Origin of the sequence: Thalassoroseus pseudoceratinae, from assembly GCF_011634775.1 — a bacterium.
GTDB lineage: Bacteria > Planctomycetota > Planctomycetia > Planctomycetales > Planctomycetaceae > Thalassoroseus > Thalassoroseus pseudoceratinae.
Map to the genome: position 1 here is coordinate 457,359 of NZ_JAALXT010000005.1, position 18,381 is coordinate 475,739.

The 18,381-nt window shown below is 56.9% G+C and carries 10 protein-coding genes; 6 read left to right on the top strand and 4 right to left on the bottom strand.

The annotated features are described in order from the left end of the window. Nucleotides 1-100: 100 nt before the first annotated feature. From G6R38_RS19560 to G6R38_RS19585, 6 genes are all read left to right on the top strand, one after another. Nucleotides 101-1,132: an AAA family ATPase gene (locus tag G6R38_RS19560; RefSeq protein WP_166830223.1), complete on the top strand. Its 1,032-nt coding sequence runs from the start codon at nucleotides 101-103 to the stop codon at nucleotides 1,130-1,132. Between the two features lie 106 nt (nucleotides 1,133-1,238). Then, nucleotides 1,239-2,219 carry a DUF58 domain-containing protein gene (locus G6R38_RS19565; RefSeq protein ID WP_166830225.1) on the top strand — a complete coding sequence of 327 codons (981 nt, stop codon included), beginning with the start codon at nucleotides 1,239-1,241 and terminating at the stop codon, nucleotides 2,217-2,219. Continuing rightward, entirely contained in the window at nucleotides 2,216-4,318 is a 2,103-nt protein-coding gene (locus tag G6R38_RS19570; protein WP_166830227.1) for a BatA domain-containing protein, read from the top strand. The genes G6R38_RS19565 and G6R38_RS19570 overlap by 4 nt, the downstream gene beginning before the upstream one ends. Before the next feature lie 73 nt (nucleotides 4,319-4,391). Continuing rightward, nucleotides 4,392-8,282 carry a DUF4175 family protein gene (locus G6R38_RS19575; protein WP_166830229.1) on the top strand — a complete coding sequence of 1,297 codons (3,891 nt, stop codon included), beginning with the start codon at nucleotides 4,392-4,394 and terminating at the stop codon, nucleotides 8,280-8,282. 3 nt (nucleotides 8,283-8,285) lie between these two features. Continuing rightward, on the top strand, nucleotides 8,286-10,634 hold the full coding sequence (locus tag G6R38_RS19580) for a glutamine amidotransferase (RefSeq protein ID WP_166830231.1): 2,349 nt from the start codon (nucleotides 8,286-8,288) through the stop codon (nucleotides 10,632-10,634). A 49-nt stretch (nucleotides 10,635-10,683) separates the two neighbouring features. Further along, nucleotides 10,684-11,622 (top strand): hypothetical protein, encoded by a 939-nt coding sequence (locus tag G6R38_RS19585; protein ID WP_166830233.1) that lies wholly within the window; start codon nucleotides 10,684-10,686, stop codon nucleotides 11,620-11,622. Between the two features lie 85 nt (nucleotides 11,623-11,707). Here G6R38_RS19585 and G6R38_RS19590 read toward each other — a convergent pair whose 3' ends face one another. The 4 genes from G6R38_RS19590 to G6R38_RS19605 form a co-directional block, all read right to left on the bottom strand. Beyond that, complete coding sequence (locus tag G6R38_RS19590) at nucleotides 11,708-13,135, bottom strand: DUF1552 domain-containing protein (RefSeq protein WP_166830235.1); 1,428 nt, start codon at nucleotides 13,133-13,135, stop codon at nucleotides 11,708-11,710. After that, entirely contained in the window at nucleotides 13,135-15,747 is a 2,613-nt protein-coding gene (locus G6R38_RS19595; RefSeq protein WP_166830238.1) for a DUF1592 domain-containing protein, read from the bottom strand. The genes G6R38_RS19590 and G6R38_RS19595 overlap by 1 nt, the downstream gene beginning before the upstream one ends. Before the next feature lie 173 nt (nucleotides 15,748-15,920). Further along, the gene (locus G6R38_RS19600; protein ID WP_166830240.1) at nucleotides 15,921-16,922 is read right to left on the bottom strand and encodes an HlyD family efflux transporter periplasmic adaptor subunit; all 1,002 of its coding nucleotides are present in this window, start codon (nucleotides 16,920-16,922) and stop codon (nucleotides 15,921-15,923) included. Nucleotides 16,923-16,974: 52 nt separating this feature from the next. Then, complete coding sequence (locus G6R38_RS19605; protein WP_166830242.1) at nucleotides 16,975-18,342, bottom strand: glycerate kinase type-2 family protein; 1,368 nt, start codon at nucleotides 18,340-18,342, stop codon at nucleotides 16,975-16,977. Between the last annotated feature and the right edge of the window lie 39 nt (nucleotides 18,343-18,381).

Sequence of the window (18,381 nt, forward strand, 5' to 3'; positions counted from 1 at the left end):
CCGTTGGGTCTCACAAACCCAAACGTCATGCAGTGGGGTTTCATTCTTCGGGTGCCGGCTCACAGAGTTGTGGCACACATTCACTGTCAATTTGCTGCCAATGGAATCGGGATCAAATATCGTGAACGCTGGCGAATCCTACGACGATGAACAAGCCGCTGTCGAGCAAATTCGTAGCGGGCGAGAGCGGATTGAAGCCGAGTTGTCCAAGGTCATCATCGGGCAACGGGAAGTGACGGAGCAACTCTTGCTCAGTTTGTTTGCGGGCGGTCACTGTTTGATCACCGGGGCACCAGGGTTAGCAAAGACGCTGCTCGTGCGGTCGGTCGCTCAGATCTTCCATTTGAAGTTCCAGCGGATTCAGTTCACGCCGGACCTGATGCCTGCCGACATCACCGGCACGGAGATCTTGGAAGAAGCCGAGGACGGTCGTCGACGGTTGCAGTTCGTCAAAGGACCGATCTTTGCGAACGTGATTCTCGCCGACGAAATCAACCGCACCCCGCCGAAAACGCAGGCGGCTCTTTTAGAAGCGATGCAGGAACACCAAGTGACGGCGGCGGGCGTGCGGTATCCGTTGGAGGAACCGTTTTTCGTGCTCGCTACGCAGAACCCGATCGAGATGGAAGGCACGTACCCGCTGCCGGAAGCCCAGCTTGACCGTTTCATGTTCAACGTGCAGATCGATTACCTGCCTGAAGACGATGAAGTCACCGTCGTCACGCAGACCACATCGCGGAAACCCGAGCCGATCGAACCGCTCTTTACGGGCGAGGATATCCTCCGGTTTCAGGATATTGTCCGTCGCGTCCCGGTCGCTGAGGACTTGGTGCGGTACGCGGTGCGTTTGGTCGATGCCACGCGTCCCGGGCGTTCGCATACGCCGGAGTTCGTCAATAACTGGGTCAGTTGGGGAGCGGGTCTGCGGGCGGCTCAATATCTCATTTTGGGAGCGAAAGCCCGAGCGTTGTTCGCCGGTCGCACGCATGTCGCAATCGAGGACATCCAAGCCCTCGCCCACGCCACGCTGCGACATCGTGTCCTGGTCGGTTATCGAGCCGAAGCCGAAGGTGTCTCCGTCGAGAACGTGATCAGCCGACTGTTAGAAACGATCGAAGTGCCCAAGCAATGAGGTTCCCGAATCCATGTGTGCTACGGCTCTGTGAGCCGTGCAATGTGTCAGCGTCGATCGAAAAACACGGCTCACAGAGCCGTAGCACCCTAGCAAAATTTCATTTATGAATGTGAGCACCTCCGAACCCACGACCCCGAATCCGACACGATCGGCGATGGCGTCCGATCCGGATGCGTTAATGCGGATCAAGAATCTCGAACTGCGTGCGAAGGCGGTTGTCGAAGGGTTTCTGACTGGTTTGCATCGCAGTCCGTATCACGGGTTTTCGGTGGAGTTTTCGGAGTATCGCCAGTACTCGCCGGGCGACGATCCGCGTTATCTGGATTGGCGATTGTTTGCCCGCAGCGATCGCTACTACATCAAACGCTTCGAAGACGAAACGAATTTGCGGTGTTGGTTGTTGGTCGATCTCAGTCGTTCCATGGGATTTGGGAGCGGCGACCACACCAAAGCCGAGTACGCCAAAACCGCCGCCGCCACACTTGCGTACTTCATGACGTTGCAACGCGACGCAGTCGGCATAATGACGTTCGACGAAACCATCCGCGAATTTCTGCCGGCCCGGTTCCGCACCGGTCACATGCGACGCTTGATGCTCGGTCTGGAAAACAGTTTGGGTGGCAAGAACACCGACCTGATCACTCCCATCGAACAGATGGCCGATCTGGTCTCGAAACGCGGACTCGTCGTATTGATCTCCGATGTCCTCACGCCGGTCGAACCGCTGCGGCAAAGTCTTTCCTACTTGCGTTCGCGAGGACATGAAATCGTTCTGCTGCGAGTTCTCGATCCCAGCGAGACCGAGTTTTCCTTCCGCGATCCAGTGATGTTTCACGATCTCGAATCCGGCCGGGAAATCTACGTCGACCCCGATGCCGTCCGGGAATCGTACTTAAAAAACTTCCACGAACATGCGGCTTCTCTCCAGCAGATTTGTGACACGTTGGGAATCGATCTCATCTCCGTACCCACCACGCAGCCGTTGGAGTACGTGTTGTTCGACTTCCTCAACATGCGGATGCGACGCAGTCGGTCGGCGGCGACTCGCTCGGCGAATTTGAATGCGGGAGGGCCGACGGCATGAACGTATTGTTCCTGTCCTTCCTTGCAGGGACGGCGGCGGTCGCGTTTCCGATCGTCTTCCATCTCATCCGCCGCACACCGAAAGGTCGGCAGGAATTCAGTTCGTTGATGTTCCTTCAACCCACGCCGCCGCGATTGACCCGTCGCAGCCGTTTGGATGATTGGTTGCTGTTGCTGCTGCGGACCGCGGTGATCGTGCTGTTAGCACTCGCATTTACGCGACCGTTTTGGCAGACCGCAGTGGAACTGTCGGCCGACGATGTTCGTGGAAGACACGTCGCGATTCTGGTCGATACCAGTGCCAGCATGCAACGCGGTAAGTTATGGCCGAAAGCCATCGCCGAAGCGGAGAAAGTTCTAGAGGAACTCGAACCCGCCGATGTGGTCGCGTTATGGACGTTCGATCGCACGCCCGAACGCATTGTGGGATTCCCGGATGAGCAAGCCAAAGACGCCGCGAAACTCAACCACGAACTTGTGCGAGGCGAGCTTGCGAAGCTGGAACCGTCGTGGCGGACGACGCGGCTGGGTGATGCGTTGGTGACCGTTGCGGAACAATTAACTGAAATTGAAGACAAAGACGACGAACCTTCGGCACCGCAAATTGTGTTGATCAGCGATCTCCAAGAGGGAGCCGACTGGCAAACCCTCCAAGCGTTCGAATGGCCCGAGCAAGTCCAAGTCGATGTCAGGTCGCTCACACTGCCGACTCCATCCAATGCGTCGCTGCAATTGCTTACGCGAACCGATTCGGACGAACCGAACGCTCCGCCAAAAGTCCGCGTGCACAATTCGTCAGACTCAACCACCGAACAATTCAGAGTGCGTTGGGCAAGTGCTGATTCGCTTGCCGATGGACAAACCGTGAAGTTCTATGTGCCACCGGGTGAGAGCCGTGTACTCTCGGTACCGCGTGATCAGTCCACGAACGCCGATCGTTTGGTGCTTACCGGAGATCACGCCGAATTCGACAACACGTTCTTCGTGGTCCCACCGAAACAACAACACGTCCGCGTTGCCTATTTGGGTGACGATGCAAGTGACGACCCTCAAGGCTTGTTGTACTACTTCGAATCGGCTCTCGCCGAAACTCCTCAACGTCGCGTGGAAATCACGAAAGTCGACGCGAACGATCCATTGCTCATTTCAAAGAACGCCGCTGACTTCGTATTGGTGACCGCGAAAATCACGGATGCGGAGCAAGCCGCCCTCGAACGCTATTTCAATGACGGCGGAACGGCTCTTGTTGTTCTGCAAGACTCCGAAGTCGTGTCATCGTTTGGCCCCTTGTTGAGCGAGGTCGTCACCGAATCGGAAACCCCGACGGTCACCGAAGATGATTATCAGTTACTTGGTGAAATCGACTTCTCTCACCCGCTGTTCCGACCATTCGCGAATCCGCGTTACAGCGATTTCACCGCCATTCGATTTTGGCAAACCGTGCCGATCGACTTGCCAACGGAATCGTCCGCGACCGTCATCGCCCGATTCGACAATTATCGACCGGCGTTGTGGGAACAAACGGTTGGCGAGGGAAGATTGTTCGTCCTCACCAGCGGTTGGCAACCGAGTCACAGCCAGTTCGCCTTGTCCACAAAATTCGTCCCGTGGCTGGAGGCGTTGCTGTCGTTGTCTGTCGAACCGACATCTTTGCAAACCAGCCCAAGCGACAATCAAACCCTCACGCTGCCGGAGAACCCGAACAACGAAACGCGGTTTGTCGAAACTCCTGGCGGCGAACAACTTCGCGTCCCGAAGGACGCTACGGAAATCGAAACCGCGACGGCACCAGGGATTTACCAACTCGTTAGCGAATCCGGTCGGCAGACCTTCGCGGTCAATGTGCCGCACACGGAGAGCCAAACCGCTCCGTTCGACTTGGAACAACTGGAACAACTCGGCGTTTCGATCGGCGTACAAACCACTCGCGAGGAAGAGTACGCTCGACTGAGTCGGTTGCAGAACATTGAACTGGAAAACCGCCAGAAACTTTGGAAATGGTGCATCGTGGCAGCTTTGGTGTTGATCGGTCTGGAAACCGGTTTGGCCGCCTGGCGAACGCGTCGCACACATTCACCAAAAACGGATCAGCCTGAATGACGGGTTCCCCAATCGTCCCGCATTCAACCATAATGGACTCGTGTGGGATCAAAAACTCTTCCGGAGACATCTCATGATCGACCGTCAATTGGCCCGCCGGTTGGAACCGGTCGCTCGTCGACTGCGACAACTCCGCCTCTCCCATGGTCTCACGATCATTTGGCTGATCGCGGCGAATGTTGCCGTGGTCGCACTTTGCCTCGGACCGGTTTCGAGCCGGTTCACGTTCGGATTGATCGGCACCACGTGCGTGATCGCGGTGATCTACGCTTTGTGCGTTTGGCGAATGACGATCAACGACCGGCGGTTGGCCTGGCGAATCGAGTCGAAGTATCCCGACCTCAATGCCAGCTTGCTGACGGCGATCGAACAGCAACCGAACCTAGCGAATGGCCAATACGGGTATGGATACTTGCAACAAGACGTCCTGCGGCGAGCGCTCACGCACTCCGAACTTCACTCCTGGAAAGATAGTGTACCGAAGTGGCGAGTTTGGGCCGCTCATTTGGTGAACGGGCTGAGCGTGGCTGTGTGGATTCTCTTGTTGCTCGCGTTGTTCGATGTCGAACGGTCGTCCGCAAACACACCGGACGGCTTGGCTTTCGAGGATGTCAAAGTCACCGAAAACCTTCCGTATGAACTCACTGTGGAGCCCGGCGATGCGGATATCGAACGTGGCAGCAGTTTGCTCGTGTTGGCACGGTTCACCGGTCCGCTGCCACCCGATGCCACACTGGTGACCGAAGATGAAACCGGCAACAGTCGGCAAATTGCACTCGCAAAAAGTTTGGACGATCCGGTGTTCGGTGGGCGGATCGCGGCGGTGGATCGACCGCTCACCTACAAAATCGCGTTCGCGAAGCAAGAGTCTAATCCGTACCAAGTCACTGTCTTCGAGTTTCCAAGATTGCAGCAAGCCGACGCAAAACTACACTTCCCCAGTTACACGAATCAAGATGACAAACTCGTTCAAGATGTCCGGCGAGTATCGGCTATCGAAGGCACGGAAGTTACGCTTGTTTGTCGACTCAACAAGCCGGTGCGTGAGACACAGCTCATTGAAGACGGTCAAGAACCCATCGTACTCGTCGCCGATCCTGATGAACCGACCACGGTGCAAACCACATTGACGCTCGACCGCTCTCGCCGATTGGAACTCAAGCTCACCGACAGTGAGGGCCGACAAAATCGAGACCCAGCGGAGTTCGTCTTGAAAGCCTTACCGAACCGTCCGCCGGACTTGAAACTCACGTTCCCCGCGAAAGACATGCAGGTTTCACCGATTGAAGAACTCAATCTGGCGGCGAACGCTTGGGATGATTACGGACTGAAACGCTTCGGTCTCAACTACAACTTGGCCGGCAGCGAGGGCCAGGAAATTGTGCTCGCCGAAGATGTCCCCGCGAAGGAACGACTTGCCAAGGAACACGTGCTGTCCTTCGAAAATCTCGCCGCCGAGCCGGATCAGTTGGTGTCTTACTACTTCTGGGCGGAAGACATCGGTCCCGATGGCGAGCGGCGACGGACATCGGGCGACCTGTATTTCGCCGAGGTGCGGCACTTCGAGGAAATCTTCCGACAGGGGCAGCAACCGACGGCGTCTCAACAACAGCAGCAGCAACAACAGAACGGGGGTAACGCGCAGCAAGCACAAAAGTTAGCCGAGCTGCAAAAGCAGATCATTAATGCTCTGTGGAAAATCGTGCGTCGCGAAACCCGTGATCAACCCACCAAGAAGTTCGCCGACGATCTAGGTTTGGTGCTCGAATCGCAAATCTCCGCACTCGAGCAAACCAAGGAACTCGCGGAGAACCTCCAAGACGCCCAATCCCAAACCTATGTCGAGGCCGTCCAACAGCACATGCAGGAGACAATCGTCGAACTCGGTACAGCCCACGAGCAGGCCATCCCAGAGAAGTTGCAACCGGCACTTGCGTCCGCTCAGTCGGCGTATCAGGCATTGCTCAAATTGCGAGCGAGAGAGCACGAAGTTGTTCGCAGTCAGCAACAACAATCGTCCAGTCAAAGCAGTTCGAGTTCGTCATCCAGCCGTTCACAACAACAGTTGCAACAACTGGAATTGGACGACGACGAAAACCGCTACGAAACGCAGCAAACCGCCTCGCCGCAGGAGACGCAGGAACAGCGGGAGGATCGGCAAGTCCTGAACCGATTGCGGGAACTCGCCCAACGACAGAACGATCTCAACGACCGCGTCAAGGAATTGCAATCCGCTTTAGACGAGGCCCAAACACAGGCCGAAAAAGAGGAACTTGAACGACAGCTCAAACGGCTCCGCGAGGAACAACAACAGATTCTGCGAAACATGGAGGAACTCGATCAGCGGATGACCGAACCGGGCAACCAAGAACGCATGAACCAAGAGCGGCAACAACTTCAGCAAGCCCGCGAGAACGCTCGGCAATCATCCGAGGCATTGCAGGAGGGCATGGTCTCGCAAGCCGCCGCCGAGGGCACGCGAGCCGAGCAGGAACTCCGCGAATTGCAGGACGAATTCCAACGCCGCACGGCGAATCAATTCAATGAAGACGTCCGCAAAATGCAGGAGCAAGTCCGCAAGCTCGAACAGCGAGAACAAGAACTTGCCGAGAATCTCAAGGAAATGGATCAACCAAAGCAGCCATCGAATTCACTCCGTGGCGAATCGAAACGTGAGAAAATCGCGGAGCAACTCCAGCAACAGCGACAAGACCTCAATGACTTGCTCGACCGCATGCGAGAAACCATTGAGCAAGCCGAAACCACCGAACCGCTGCTCGCCGAGGAACTCTACGAAACCATTCGGAACACCCGCCGCGAGAATCCCGAGACGGCTCTCGAATCCGCCGAACGGTCGTTCAATCGCGGTTTCGTGGAAGACGCTCGACAGCAAGAACGGATCGCAGACCGAGGCATCTCCAGTCTCAGGGAAGGCATTGAAAAAGCCGCCGAAAGTGTGCTTGGTGATGAAACCGAAGCTCTCAAGCGAGCCGAACAAGAACTCCGGCAACTCTCCCGCGAGTTAGACCGCGAAATCGCCGAAGCCGACCCGCAAGCCGTCGAAAATCAAGCCGGTAACAATTCGCGAGAGAATGCAGAATCCAATAACGCCAACAACCAAGATGCCGAGTCCTCGCAGCAGAACCCAAGTGGCCAATCCTCGTCATCGCGGAGTCAGAGAAACCCAAACCAAACCGAAGGCGAACAACAAAACGCTTCCGAAAACGGTTCCTCACCAGAATCCGAACAACCAATGCCGAACGGTCAGCAATCCCCGAGCGGTGGGCAGTCGCCGAATAATGAGGAATCACAAGACGGTCGTCAATCATCGAACGAGGAACGGCAACCGAATGACGAACAATCGCCAAGTGGACAACAATCCCCCGGTGGGCAACGCTCGCAACAATCGTCTGAGCAACAACAACCCGGTCAAGCGAATGGCAACGGTGGGCAACCATCGGGCGAGTCGCAGCCGAACGGTTCGCAACCATCCCAACCCCGTCCCGGTCAACGACCGAACGGTGGACAACCCGGAGAGCGTGGCGGAGATGATCGCAACTTGGGACCGGCGGGAATGGGTGGCTTGGACCAGTTATTGAACCCGAGTGGCAACCGTCCGCCAGCGCCGCTCACGGGTGAGGGGTTTCTCGATTGGTCGGACCGTTTGCGAGACGTGGAAGAGATTGTCTCCGATCCGGAACTGCGTGCCGAAGCCGCTCGTATTCGCGACCGAGCCAAGGCGATCCGCAAGGACTTCAAACGCCATTCGCAGCCGCCGAATTGGGACGTCGTCCGCGAGACCATCGCCGAACCGCTGGCCGAGTTGCAGAACCGCGTTTCGGAAGAACTGCTTCGCCGGAGTGCCAAGGATGCTCTCGTTCCACTCAACCGCGACCCCGTGCCCACGCAATACGCGGAGCAAGTGCAACGGTACTTCGAACGGCTCGGAACAGGTCAGGAGTAAATCGTGTTGCCAGAACTTCCAAATTATTGGGGTGCCCTCGAATGGCGACCGTTCGCGATCACCGCAGTCGTCGTGTTGGGAGTGTTGTTGCTGTGGTCATGGACGCGAACACACGTCGCGGGATGGGTCCGAATCGTCGGCGGCTTGGCGAAACTTTTGGCAATCGGGTTGTTGGCGGTGATTCTCGTCGAGCCGATGCGGAGCGAAACCAAACCGCGTCCGGGGGCCAACGGCTTCGTGATTTTGGCCGACAGCAGTCAAAGCCTCACAATTCACGATCCCGACCAGCCAACCACACGAGCCGAACAACTGAAATCCAATCTCGATAACGAAACCGATTGGCAAACCGACCTCGCGGCCGACTTTAAACTGCGACGATATGAAGTTGCCCATCGACTGCGATCGGTCTCTGATTTTTCGGAAATCGCATTCGACGGCACGGAGTCCGCGTTGTCTTCCGCGTTGCAATCCGTAGCCGGTCGGGATTCGACACGTCCGACCGCGGGCATTCTGCTCTTCACCGATGGCAACGCAACGGATCTCTCCGAGACGTTCCAGACCACCGACATGCCGCCGGTGTATCCCGTTCTGCAAGGCGATAACGAATCGCCACGGGACATTAGCATCACCCGTGTCACGGCCGCACAAACGAACTTCGAAACCGCACCGGTCACGATTGCCGCCGAGATCGTTAGTTCCGGCTATGCGGGAAAATCAATCACGGCGCAGTTGCTCGATGAACGCGGGCGAACTCTGCAAGAGCAACTCGTGCGGAATGTGAAAGACGACCACGCCTTCGCCCTGCGGTTTCAAATCAAGCCGTCCAGGCGTGGTGTCTTGTTCTACACGGTGCGAGTTTTCGAGAAGGGCGAAGCGGAGCAATTCGACAATCCCGAAGACAGCGAAGAAGCCACGCTCGTCAACAACACACGACTCGCCATGGTCGATCGTAGCGGTGGACCGTATCGGGTGCTCTATGTAACCGGTCGCCCGAATTGGGAGTTCAAGTTCCTTCGGCGAGCCCTCGATGATGAACCCGAAATCGAGTTGCTGGGACTGGTGCGGATCGCCAACAAGGAACCGAAATTCACGTTCCGCGAACGCGACAACGGCAGCAACCAGTTGTTTCGCGGATTTGATCAGAATGAAGAAACCGCCGAACAATACGACGAACCCGTGTTAGTTCGACTCGGCATCGAAGACCCCGAAGAACTTCGCGACGGGTTCCCGAAAGTCGCCGACGATTTATTCGGCTATCACGCGTTAATTCTGGACGACTTGGAAGCCGACTTCTTCACGCAGGACCAGAAATCGCTGATCCAGCAATTCGTTCGGCAACGCGGCGGCGGGTTTTTGATGCTTGGCGGACAGGAGTCGTTCGTCAAAGGGAAGTACGCGCGGACGCCAATCGGCGAATTGTTGCCGGTGTATGCCGATCGCGGCGTCAACGAATCGCCGGAGGAGAACTACAAACTCGTGCTGACCCGCGAAGGTTGGTTAGAACCGTGGGTGCGGATGCGGTCCACTGAAACGGAGGAACGCAAACGTCTCGGTTCGATGCCGCCCTTCCGAACCGTCAATCGGGTCGCGGCCATCAAACCCGGTGCGAGCGTGTTGAGTCATGTGGAGTCGGCCAGCGGTGCGATTCACCCCGCATTAGTGGTGCAACCGTTTGGGCAAGGTCGATCGGCCGCGATGCTCGTCGGCGATTTATGGCGTTGGCAACTCACTCGAAAAACTGAAGCCGACACCGATCTGCAAAAAGCCTGGCGACAGATGATGCGGTGGCTCGTTGCGGAAGTCCCACAGCGAATTGAAGTCTCCACTCGCCGCAAGACCAATGCACCAAGCCAACCGATCGAGTTGCGAATCAAAGCGTTCGACGAACGTTACCGTCCGCTCGACAACGCAACCGTCAACGTGAAAGTTCAAACACCGAACGAGGAGACGATCGATCTGGCTGCCGAACCGATGGCGGCACTCGCCGGGGAGTATCAGCTGTCATTCGTCTCCCGGCAACCGGGGGCATATCGGGCGACAGTGCAGGTGAAAGCCAGCGACTCCAGCGATGTGGGCCAACGCGAAACCGGTTGGATTTCCGAGCCGGCAGCCCAGGAATTTCAAACTCTCAAACCGAATCGCGCATGGTTGGAACAAGTGGCCCGTGAGACCGGTGGCGAAGTCGTTTCGGCCGACAACTTGGACGACTTCGTCCGCGACTTACCGACTCGAAACATTCCCCTGACCGAAACTCGAATCGACCCGGTCTGGCATAATTGGCCCGTGTTTCTGTGTGCCCTCGGTTTGTTAGTGACGGAATGGGGCCTGCGGCGATGGAAAGGTTTACCATGACGCCCCCTGTTTCCAATTGACCTGTGAAAACCTGACGAGCAATCACACAATGATCGGTACTTTTGTTGTCTTGATGCTAGCTTCGCTTGCCACTCAAGCGGATGCACCAACGGTGATCGTCGTCACCGGCGCTCCAGGAACCGAAGAATACGGCACCGCATTCAACACCTGGGCGGACCGCTGGCAAACTGCTACCGAAGAAGCGAAGGCCCAGTTCATTCGCATCGGCGATGCATCGGATCAAGACGACCGCCAAGTTCTCCAGCAAAAACTCAAGAAATTGGAGGATTCGAAAACGCCTGCGGTGTGGTTAGTGCTGATCGGGCATGGCACATTCGACGGCACACGGGCGAAGTTCAATCTGCACGGGCCGGATGTCACCGCCGAGGAACTCGCAAAATGGCTCACGCCACTACCGATGCCGTTGGCGGTCATCAATACCGCATCGGCCAGCGGGCCGTTCGTGAATCGTCTCTCCGGTCCGAATCGCGTAATTGTCACCGCAACCAAAAGCGGCTTTGAACACAACTACGCCCGGTTTGGTGACTATCTCTCGCAAGCCATTTCCGACGCGGAAGCCGACCTCGACAAAGACGAACAAGTTTCATTATTGGAAGCATTTTTGGCGGCTTCCTCACACACGAATGAGTTCTACAAGCAAGATGCCCGCTTGGTTTCCGAGCATGCGTTGATCGACGACAACGGCGACGGCCTCGGCACACCTGCCGACTGGTTCCGCGGTTACCGTGCGATTCGCACCGCCAAAGACGGAGCCCAAGCCGACGGCCTACGAGCGAATCAATTCGTCCTCATCCGTCGCGGGGATGAGGCGAAATTGTCGGAAACACTGAGACAAAGACGAGACGAACTCGAACGCCAAATCGCTGAACTTCGCGAGAAAAAATCATCGCTCCCCGAAGACGAGTACTATGCACGTCTCGAACCGGTGCTGATTGAGTTGGCGAAACTCTATCAGGATACGGAATAAGTGTAGGCTGGATCGAGACCCAGCACTGGCGGCAAAGATTTGGTAAAAGTGCTGGGACTTGTCCCAGCCTACAAACTTAAAGAGATTACGCGCGGATGCTGTCGATCTTCGTTGGAGTGCGTTTCTCTGGGCCGAGGTGTTTGGGGACGTTCATTGTGGTGAGCATGGTGTTGTAGACGTCGAGACCTTCGGCGTTCACGTCGAGGATTTGCCCGGTTTTGAATCGTCCACCGGCGCCCGTGCAGGCGTGGAAGATGCCGGAGAGTTCGCGTTTGATGTCGTTGTGGCGGCCGTCGCCGGATTCTGTGGAAATGGTAATCAGCGAGTTTTCGAGGATCGTCTTGCCGTTGGCGTCGATGGAATCTTTTCCGTCGAGTCGTGAGAGAAAATACGCGACTTCTCGCATCTTCATGTGGGCGTGAGCACGGAGTTCTTCGTTCTTTTTGTTCTCACGGAACTCGTGCCACCACTCGTGACTGCACCCGCCCGAACCGCTTTTTCTTCGCTGGGCTTTGTCATTGAACTCGAAGACCTTGCGGCCGTTGTATTCGTAGTTGCCAGTGAGCCGAATGCGTTCACCCGCCGCGAGGAACGTCAGTGAACCAAACCGTGTGCGGTCGGTTTGAATGGCCAGGGCGTACAAGTCCGCCATGAGTCGCCATTCGCTGGTCAGTTCTTCGAGCGTAATGTCGATGCCCTCGCCGCCGGGGTCCGCGGTTCCGCCGTGCGGGATTTTCGAGTTCGGTGGAAGCGGCGGGGCGTCTTCGGTTTTGTCGTTCATCGCGAACGCACGTTGTTCGTATTCGCGGATGCGTTCGAGATGTTCGGCGATGCGGGTTCGCGAGGTGTGACCGAGCGGCGAATTCTGTCCGGTGTAGAACCGGTATTGGTCGACGACCGTATCCAAGACGCTGCGTTTCAGACGTTCCCGACGAGCATCAGGACTGCCATCGGTCGGGGCGAGACTGCCGAACACACGATCGAACAGATCGCGTGGTTTTTCCTGCATCGTGGCGGCGACGGTGCCATCGGGGTTGTAACTGTGCACGTACCGACCGACGCGGCTGCGACGAAAGAAGGTTCCGCCGACGAGCGTGGGCACCATTCCGGCGGGCAAGCCTTTGGGGTAGGCGGCATGGCGGATCATTTGATCGATCGACCCGCCACCGGCTTTCGCTTCGCCATCGGGCGGTTCGGCGGTGAACGCGGCGGCGGCACCGTCGTAGTGGGCGTTGCTGCCTTTTTCGTCGGCTCGCACGTGATCTACGCCCCGCATGACCAGCAATTTCTGGCTCAGCGGTTTGAGCGGTTCGAGCACGCCGTCATAGCCTTCTTTCTGTAGCGGTGCGGGGATGCCGAGTCCGAAGAACACGTTGAATGCCCGAGTCGGAACCGTGTTCGCATCGGCGGCGTGAAGTCGCGGCGTCCACATTTCCTCCAAGAACGGCAAACCGACCGTGACCGCGCCCATGCCTTTTAAGATGGTTCGCCGACTGATGGGGTGAGAATTCATTACGACTCTTCCTGTTGGGTGCGGGTGGTTTGGACAAGATCACTCATGACAATGGCCGAAATCAAGCTGGCATATGTGCCGCCGTTCTTCTGGGACTGCTGGTGAATTTCCTTCACCAACGGTGCGTCGGCGGCGATCAAGGGGCGACCGAGGGCGAATTGTGTGACCTTCCAAGTCAGACTTTCTTGCACACGTTCGCTGTCGGCGAGTCGGTCCATCAGTTCGGCCGAGGTTGTGTACGCGATCGGTTTCGCCGTGCCGGGGAACAGAATCGTTCCGTCGCTCCGCAACGGGTTGCCGTGCTCGTCGCGTTCGTGCCACGCTCCGATGCCGTCGAATTGTTCCAGTCCAAACGCGAGCGGTTCGAAGCGGACGTGACAGACTCCGCACCTCGAATCGCCGATGCGTTGCTCCGCGATGAGTCGTTGGGTGAGTCCGGTTTTTGTGGGCGGCGGAGTCGTGTTGACGCACGGCGGCGGAGCGTTGATCGTGCCTCGCAATAAATCGTGGAGCACGAACAATCCGCGGGCCACCATCGAGGCTTCATCACCGCCGATCGTGAGCACACTACCCTGCGTGAGCAATCCCCCACGGTGCGGAACATCGGACAAATCGTAGCGAGCCAGATTATCACTTTGGGGTTTCAGGTCGTAGAACTTTGCGAGTTCCGGCGTGGCGAACGTGACTTGAGCGTTCAACAAATCGGATAATGGACGGTTCTGTTTCCATGCGACTTCACGGAAGAACGCGATTGTTTCCCGTCGCATGTCGTCTGCTAACTTCGGGCTCCATTCGGGGAAGCGGTCTTCGTTGGGACGGAGATTTCTCAGCCGATCGAGATTAAACCACTCGACGAGAAACTGTTCGGAACGATCGATGGTGCGAGGGTCTTTGATCATTCGCCGAAGTTGCGATTCGATCTGCTCCCGTGAACTCAAGCGGCCTTGGTCGGCGGCCTCGAACAATTCACGATCCGGCGGAGCGCCCCAGACGATGTAGCTCATGCGGGAGGCGAGTTCGTAACTATCGAGCAGTCGTCGCCCGCCGTCGCCGCGTTGGTGTTCGATGCGATAGACAAACCGCGGCGACTGCAACATGGCCTGCACGATGTAGCGGATGGCTTCTTCGAAATCGCCGCCGGCACTGGCGACGGTCGTGGCGATGCCGCTGAATTGGTTGACTTCGTCCCGATTGAGTGGGCCGCGAAAAAGCCACTTTCCCATTGCGGCGACATGGTCACGCATGGTGTCGTCAGTCGAGAGTTTACGACTTTTGGAAAACTTCGCCGAGAACTCCAGCACATTCATCCGGTTGACAATGATTTCGGCGAGCTTGCTGTAGGCTTCGATGTGTTTTAGATCGATTCCCAGATTGTAAGCGGTGTTGCGGAAACCGTCGGCTCGCAGATCGGGTGGCAAAAGTTGCTTGGCTTCCTGGCTGATATCGACATCGACCGCCGCTTTCACGGTAGCGATGTACTCCGGCAAGGTCAGCCGTTGTACCCACACGTCACCCGCATGGCCTTCGTTCTTGTAGACGACCGGATCGATGGCTTCGCTAGTCCATTCGGCTCCCTCGTCGAGCCACTTTCGCAGTTGTTCTTTTTCGTCATCGGAAAGCGGTGCCCGATCATGCGGCATTTCATCCTTGGCGACGAGTTGCCACAGTTCGCTGTCCTTCGCATTGCCCGGTGTGATGACGTTCCCCCGATCTCCCCCCGCGAACGCAGCGGCTTTCTTCGAGAGATCCAAACCACCTTGGTGAATGGCGGAATCGTGACATTCCAGGCAGTGTTCCGCGAACAACGGAGCGATGTGCGTTTCAAAGCGGCTTGGGCTTTTTCGCGTTGCCAATGGAGAGGATGTATTGGGATCCGCTTGGCTACCGGCCCGGAACTTCTGAAGGACTTCGTTCGCTGACAACGCGCGGTTGTAAATCGCAACGGCATGGAACTCGCCCAACCAGGGACGATCGTTCGATTGCTCATTCCCTAAGATCAGTCGATAACCCCGGTCCCAATTTCGCAGGTCTCCCGCGACGTTCCGGTTGGCGCTTTGCCGACCGTTCACGAACATTCGGGTCTGCCCGCGTGGGTCCCGTGTGAAGACGACGTGTGTCAGTTCCGTTTTGAGTGACTTCGCAGGTGTACTGGTTGAAGGAATGCCGTTGGTGCTGGTGCGGGTGGATCGCAAGCGGGCGTCGTACTGGTCTTTTTCTTGCCCCAACGTGAAATTGCGGTGACTGGTATCCGACGAGATCGACACTACTCGAGCCGGTCCGTCTTGGGATGTGTTCGCCGGCTTCACCCACGCCTCCACGCTGATAGCATTCGACTTGCGAACGGCCTCAAACACTTTGGTCGCTGGCTGCTTGGAAACGATGCGAGTCGCTGATCGGATCGTGAGATGATCGGCGGCCCAACGCACGTTGCTGGGCGAATCAATGATCAAATCCAATGGGTTGCCGACACCGCTGCGGTCATGAACCACGTTGCCTTTGCCGTCACGGAAATCGTACCGAACGAGCAAACCGTCTGCCGCTTGCGTCTGTGTTGAGGTCAGAATACTCAGAAGAACGGCGAGCAGTCCGAGACGGAATCGATGCGTTTTCATGTCGACACTTTGCGGAACGCGGTGGTCGGAACCAACGAATGGGTCCGTTCAGAATACCAACTTCCACAACATCCTCAAGCAGCTGCCGTCAGATTGAGGATGTGTCGCCGTCTCTCGTGAATTCCGAAGACACGCCGCACGGTCACGCGTCGGATGCCATTTCGGCAACCGAATTATGGGGAAATTACGTGGTTCCAACGAATTTCGACACCGGATTCCTGCCGGACGGACGGCCACCGTTCGGCTGGGGCAATCGTGAGGGTCCGATATCGTGGATCATCACGAAACGCGGCGGTTCCTGCCAAATGGCGTCCGGTGTCGATGGATTCCAAGATGCCGATTCGCTCTTCTTTCGGAGAGAATCGGACCGACACTCGCTGACCGATTTCCAATCGCGCGGCTTTCGCGGCTTTGAGTTCCACGCGAACTTTGGGATGGTCGGTATCTTGAATCGTCATAAACAACGCATTTGCTGGCAGCGTGGCCTCCGGATTGACATGCACGCCCGCGACGACACCGCCAGTCGGAGCGGTCCATGGTTTCGCTTCGGCAAGCCGCTCCCATTCCGCGAACGCGATCTGGCATTCCTGTTGCTTCGCGATGAGCTGATCCAGTTCAAGCTCTTTCCGAATTTGCGCGGGCAGTTCGAGACGTTCCCGTTCGAGTTCCTGTAACTTCGAAGACGGTTGCGACGTAATCCCTACCGTGGCTGCACTGAGCCCGAGAATTTCGGGGGTGCCCAATTCCGTTTCGTCTTGGGTCTTCAACCGCTGGATCACATCGTCGAGTTGTGCCATACGAAGATTCAATTCCGATTCGTATTGGCGGGTTCGCTCGGCAACCTGTTCGGTGGATTCTTGCAGTTCTTTTTCGAGTTCGTTGCGGTAGTTCCAAGCCGTCTCATCCCGAATCTCGGCCAGCGTTTGCCCTTCATGCACCGTTTGCCCCGAGTGAACGGGCAACGCGAGCAACGAAATCGGCGACTCGGCAGTGATATGAACTTCCGGAGCAAGACACACACCCCGAGCGCGTTCCACAGGGCCGGCTTTGCTCCAGCTGACGAAACCGCATCCCAGTCCGAACGCGAAAACGATGGCGAGAAAACAGACCTTCGACGAAGGTTGTGGGGTGAACGACTGCGTCGGAACAGATGGAACGTGAGACGTGTAAGACACGAATCGACTCCCGGATGTCTGATGCTCCCAGAGAAATCAGGAGCAGATCGGATCATGATTGGAAAGGAGGAGATGACGGGTTCCAGAGCGCAACCCGCAAATCCATGACATTTGTATGTGTCGGCCCCGTGATAATCAAACTGTTTGTTTGTGCAAAGAACGGATAAGAATTGTTGATCGCCAAAAATTCGTTTGGATTGAATTGTTTGTGAACGGCGGTTTCGCGAGTTTGCTCATCGGCGATGGCTCCGGCGGCATTGGTGGGGCCGTCTTCACCATCGGTTCCGCCGGAAAGAATTGCGAGGTGATCCATCCCGGTGTCCCAGAATTCCATCAGAGCCGCCAACACGAGTTCCTGATTCCGCCCACCTTTCCTCGGTAACTCGGTCGACGCAAGATGCACCACCGGTTCACCGCCACTAAGCCAACATCGTTTCGGTTCATCGGGAGAAGCCGATCGTGAGAACTCCGCACACTGTCGAGCCAAATCTCGACCGACTTCACTCGCAACCCCTGCATGATCCGTGCCAAGCACTTCAATTTGATAACCCATCGTCACTGCTTGTGCCGCTGCGGCGTCTACCGCAACACGATTGTTACCGATGATGCAATTTCGGACGCTGTCAGGAATGGGCAGCGGATTGAAATTCCGTTCCCTGTGGTGCAAAACCTGCCAAATTGGTTCCGGAACAGACTCCCGACCGGGATCGAATTTTTCCAACACGGCGAGGGCAGCGGTCGGTGTGGATGAGTCTGCAACCGTCGGACCGGAGGCAATGATCTCCAACGGATCGCCGATGACGTCGGAGATGATCAGCGAAATCGTACGGCCTGCCGACGATCGCCGTGCCAAACCGCCGCCTTTGATCTGTGAGAGTTGCTTGCGAACGAGATTCAATTCCCCGATCGTCGCGCCGGATCGCATCAGAAACCTTGTGACGGTTTGTTTGTCCGCGAGTGAAATGCCGTCAATCGGGCAGGGCAACAATGCGCTGCCGCCGCCGGAGATCAACACCAAACATACATCGTTCGGCCCGAGATCGGAGATCAATTCCAAAATCTTCCGAGAACCAACGACGCCCTGTTCCGTCGGTTCGTTCACGCCCGCCGGTCTCGCGGGATGAAGTTGAATTTTTCGCAGCGGTCGCACACAGTCTTCCGGCACATTGACCCAACCGGAGAGGTGATCGAGCAACCCCTGCGAGGCGAAAAACTCCTCGACCGCGGCCGCCATTCCCGCTCCGGCTTTCCCGGCTCCGACGACAACACAACGCTGAAACCGATCACGTGGAATGGCTTCGTCGGCGATCGTCAGCGAGGCGGAATCCGCCGAAAGCACATTTGTGACCAACCGTTGCGAATCGACGGCGGCAACGCCGGCTTTCCAAATTGTGAGAGCATCATCACGCAGATTCGTCATTCCATTCACGATCCTGTTCATGTGCATGCCCGCCGGAAC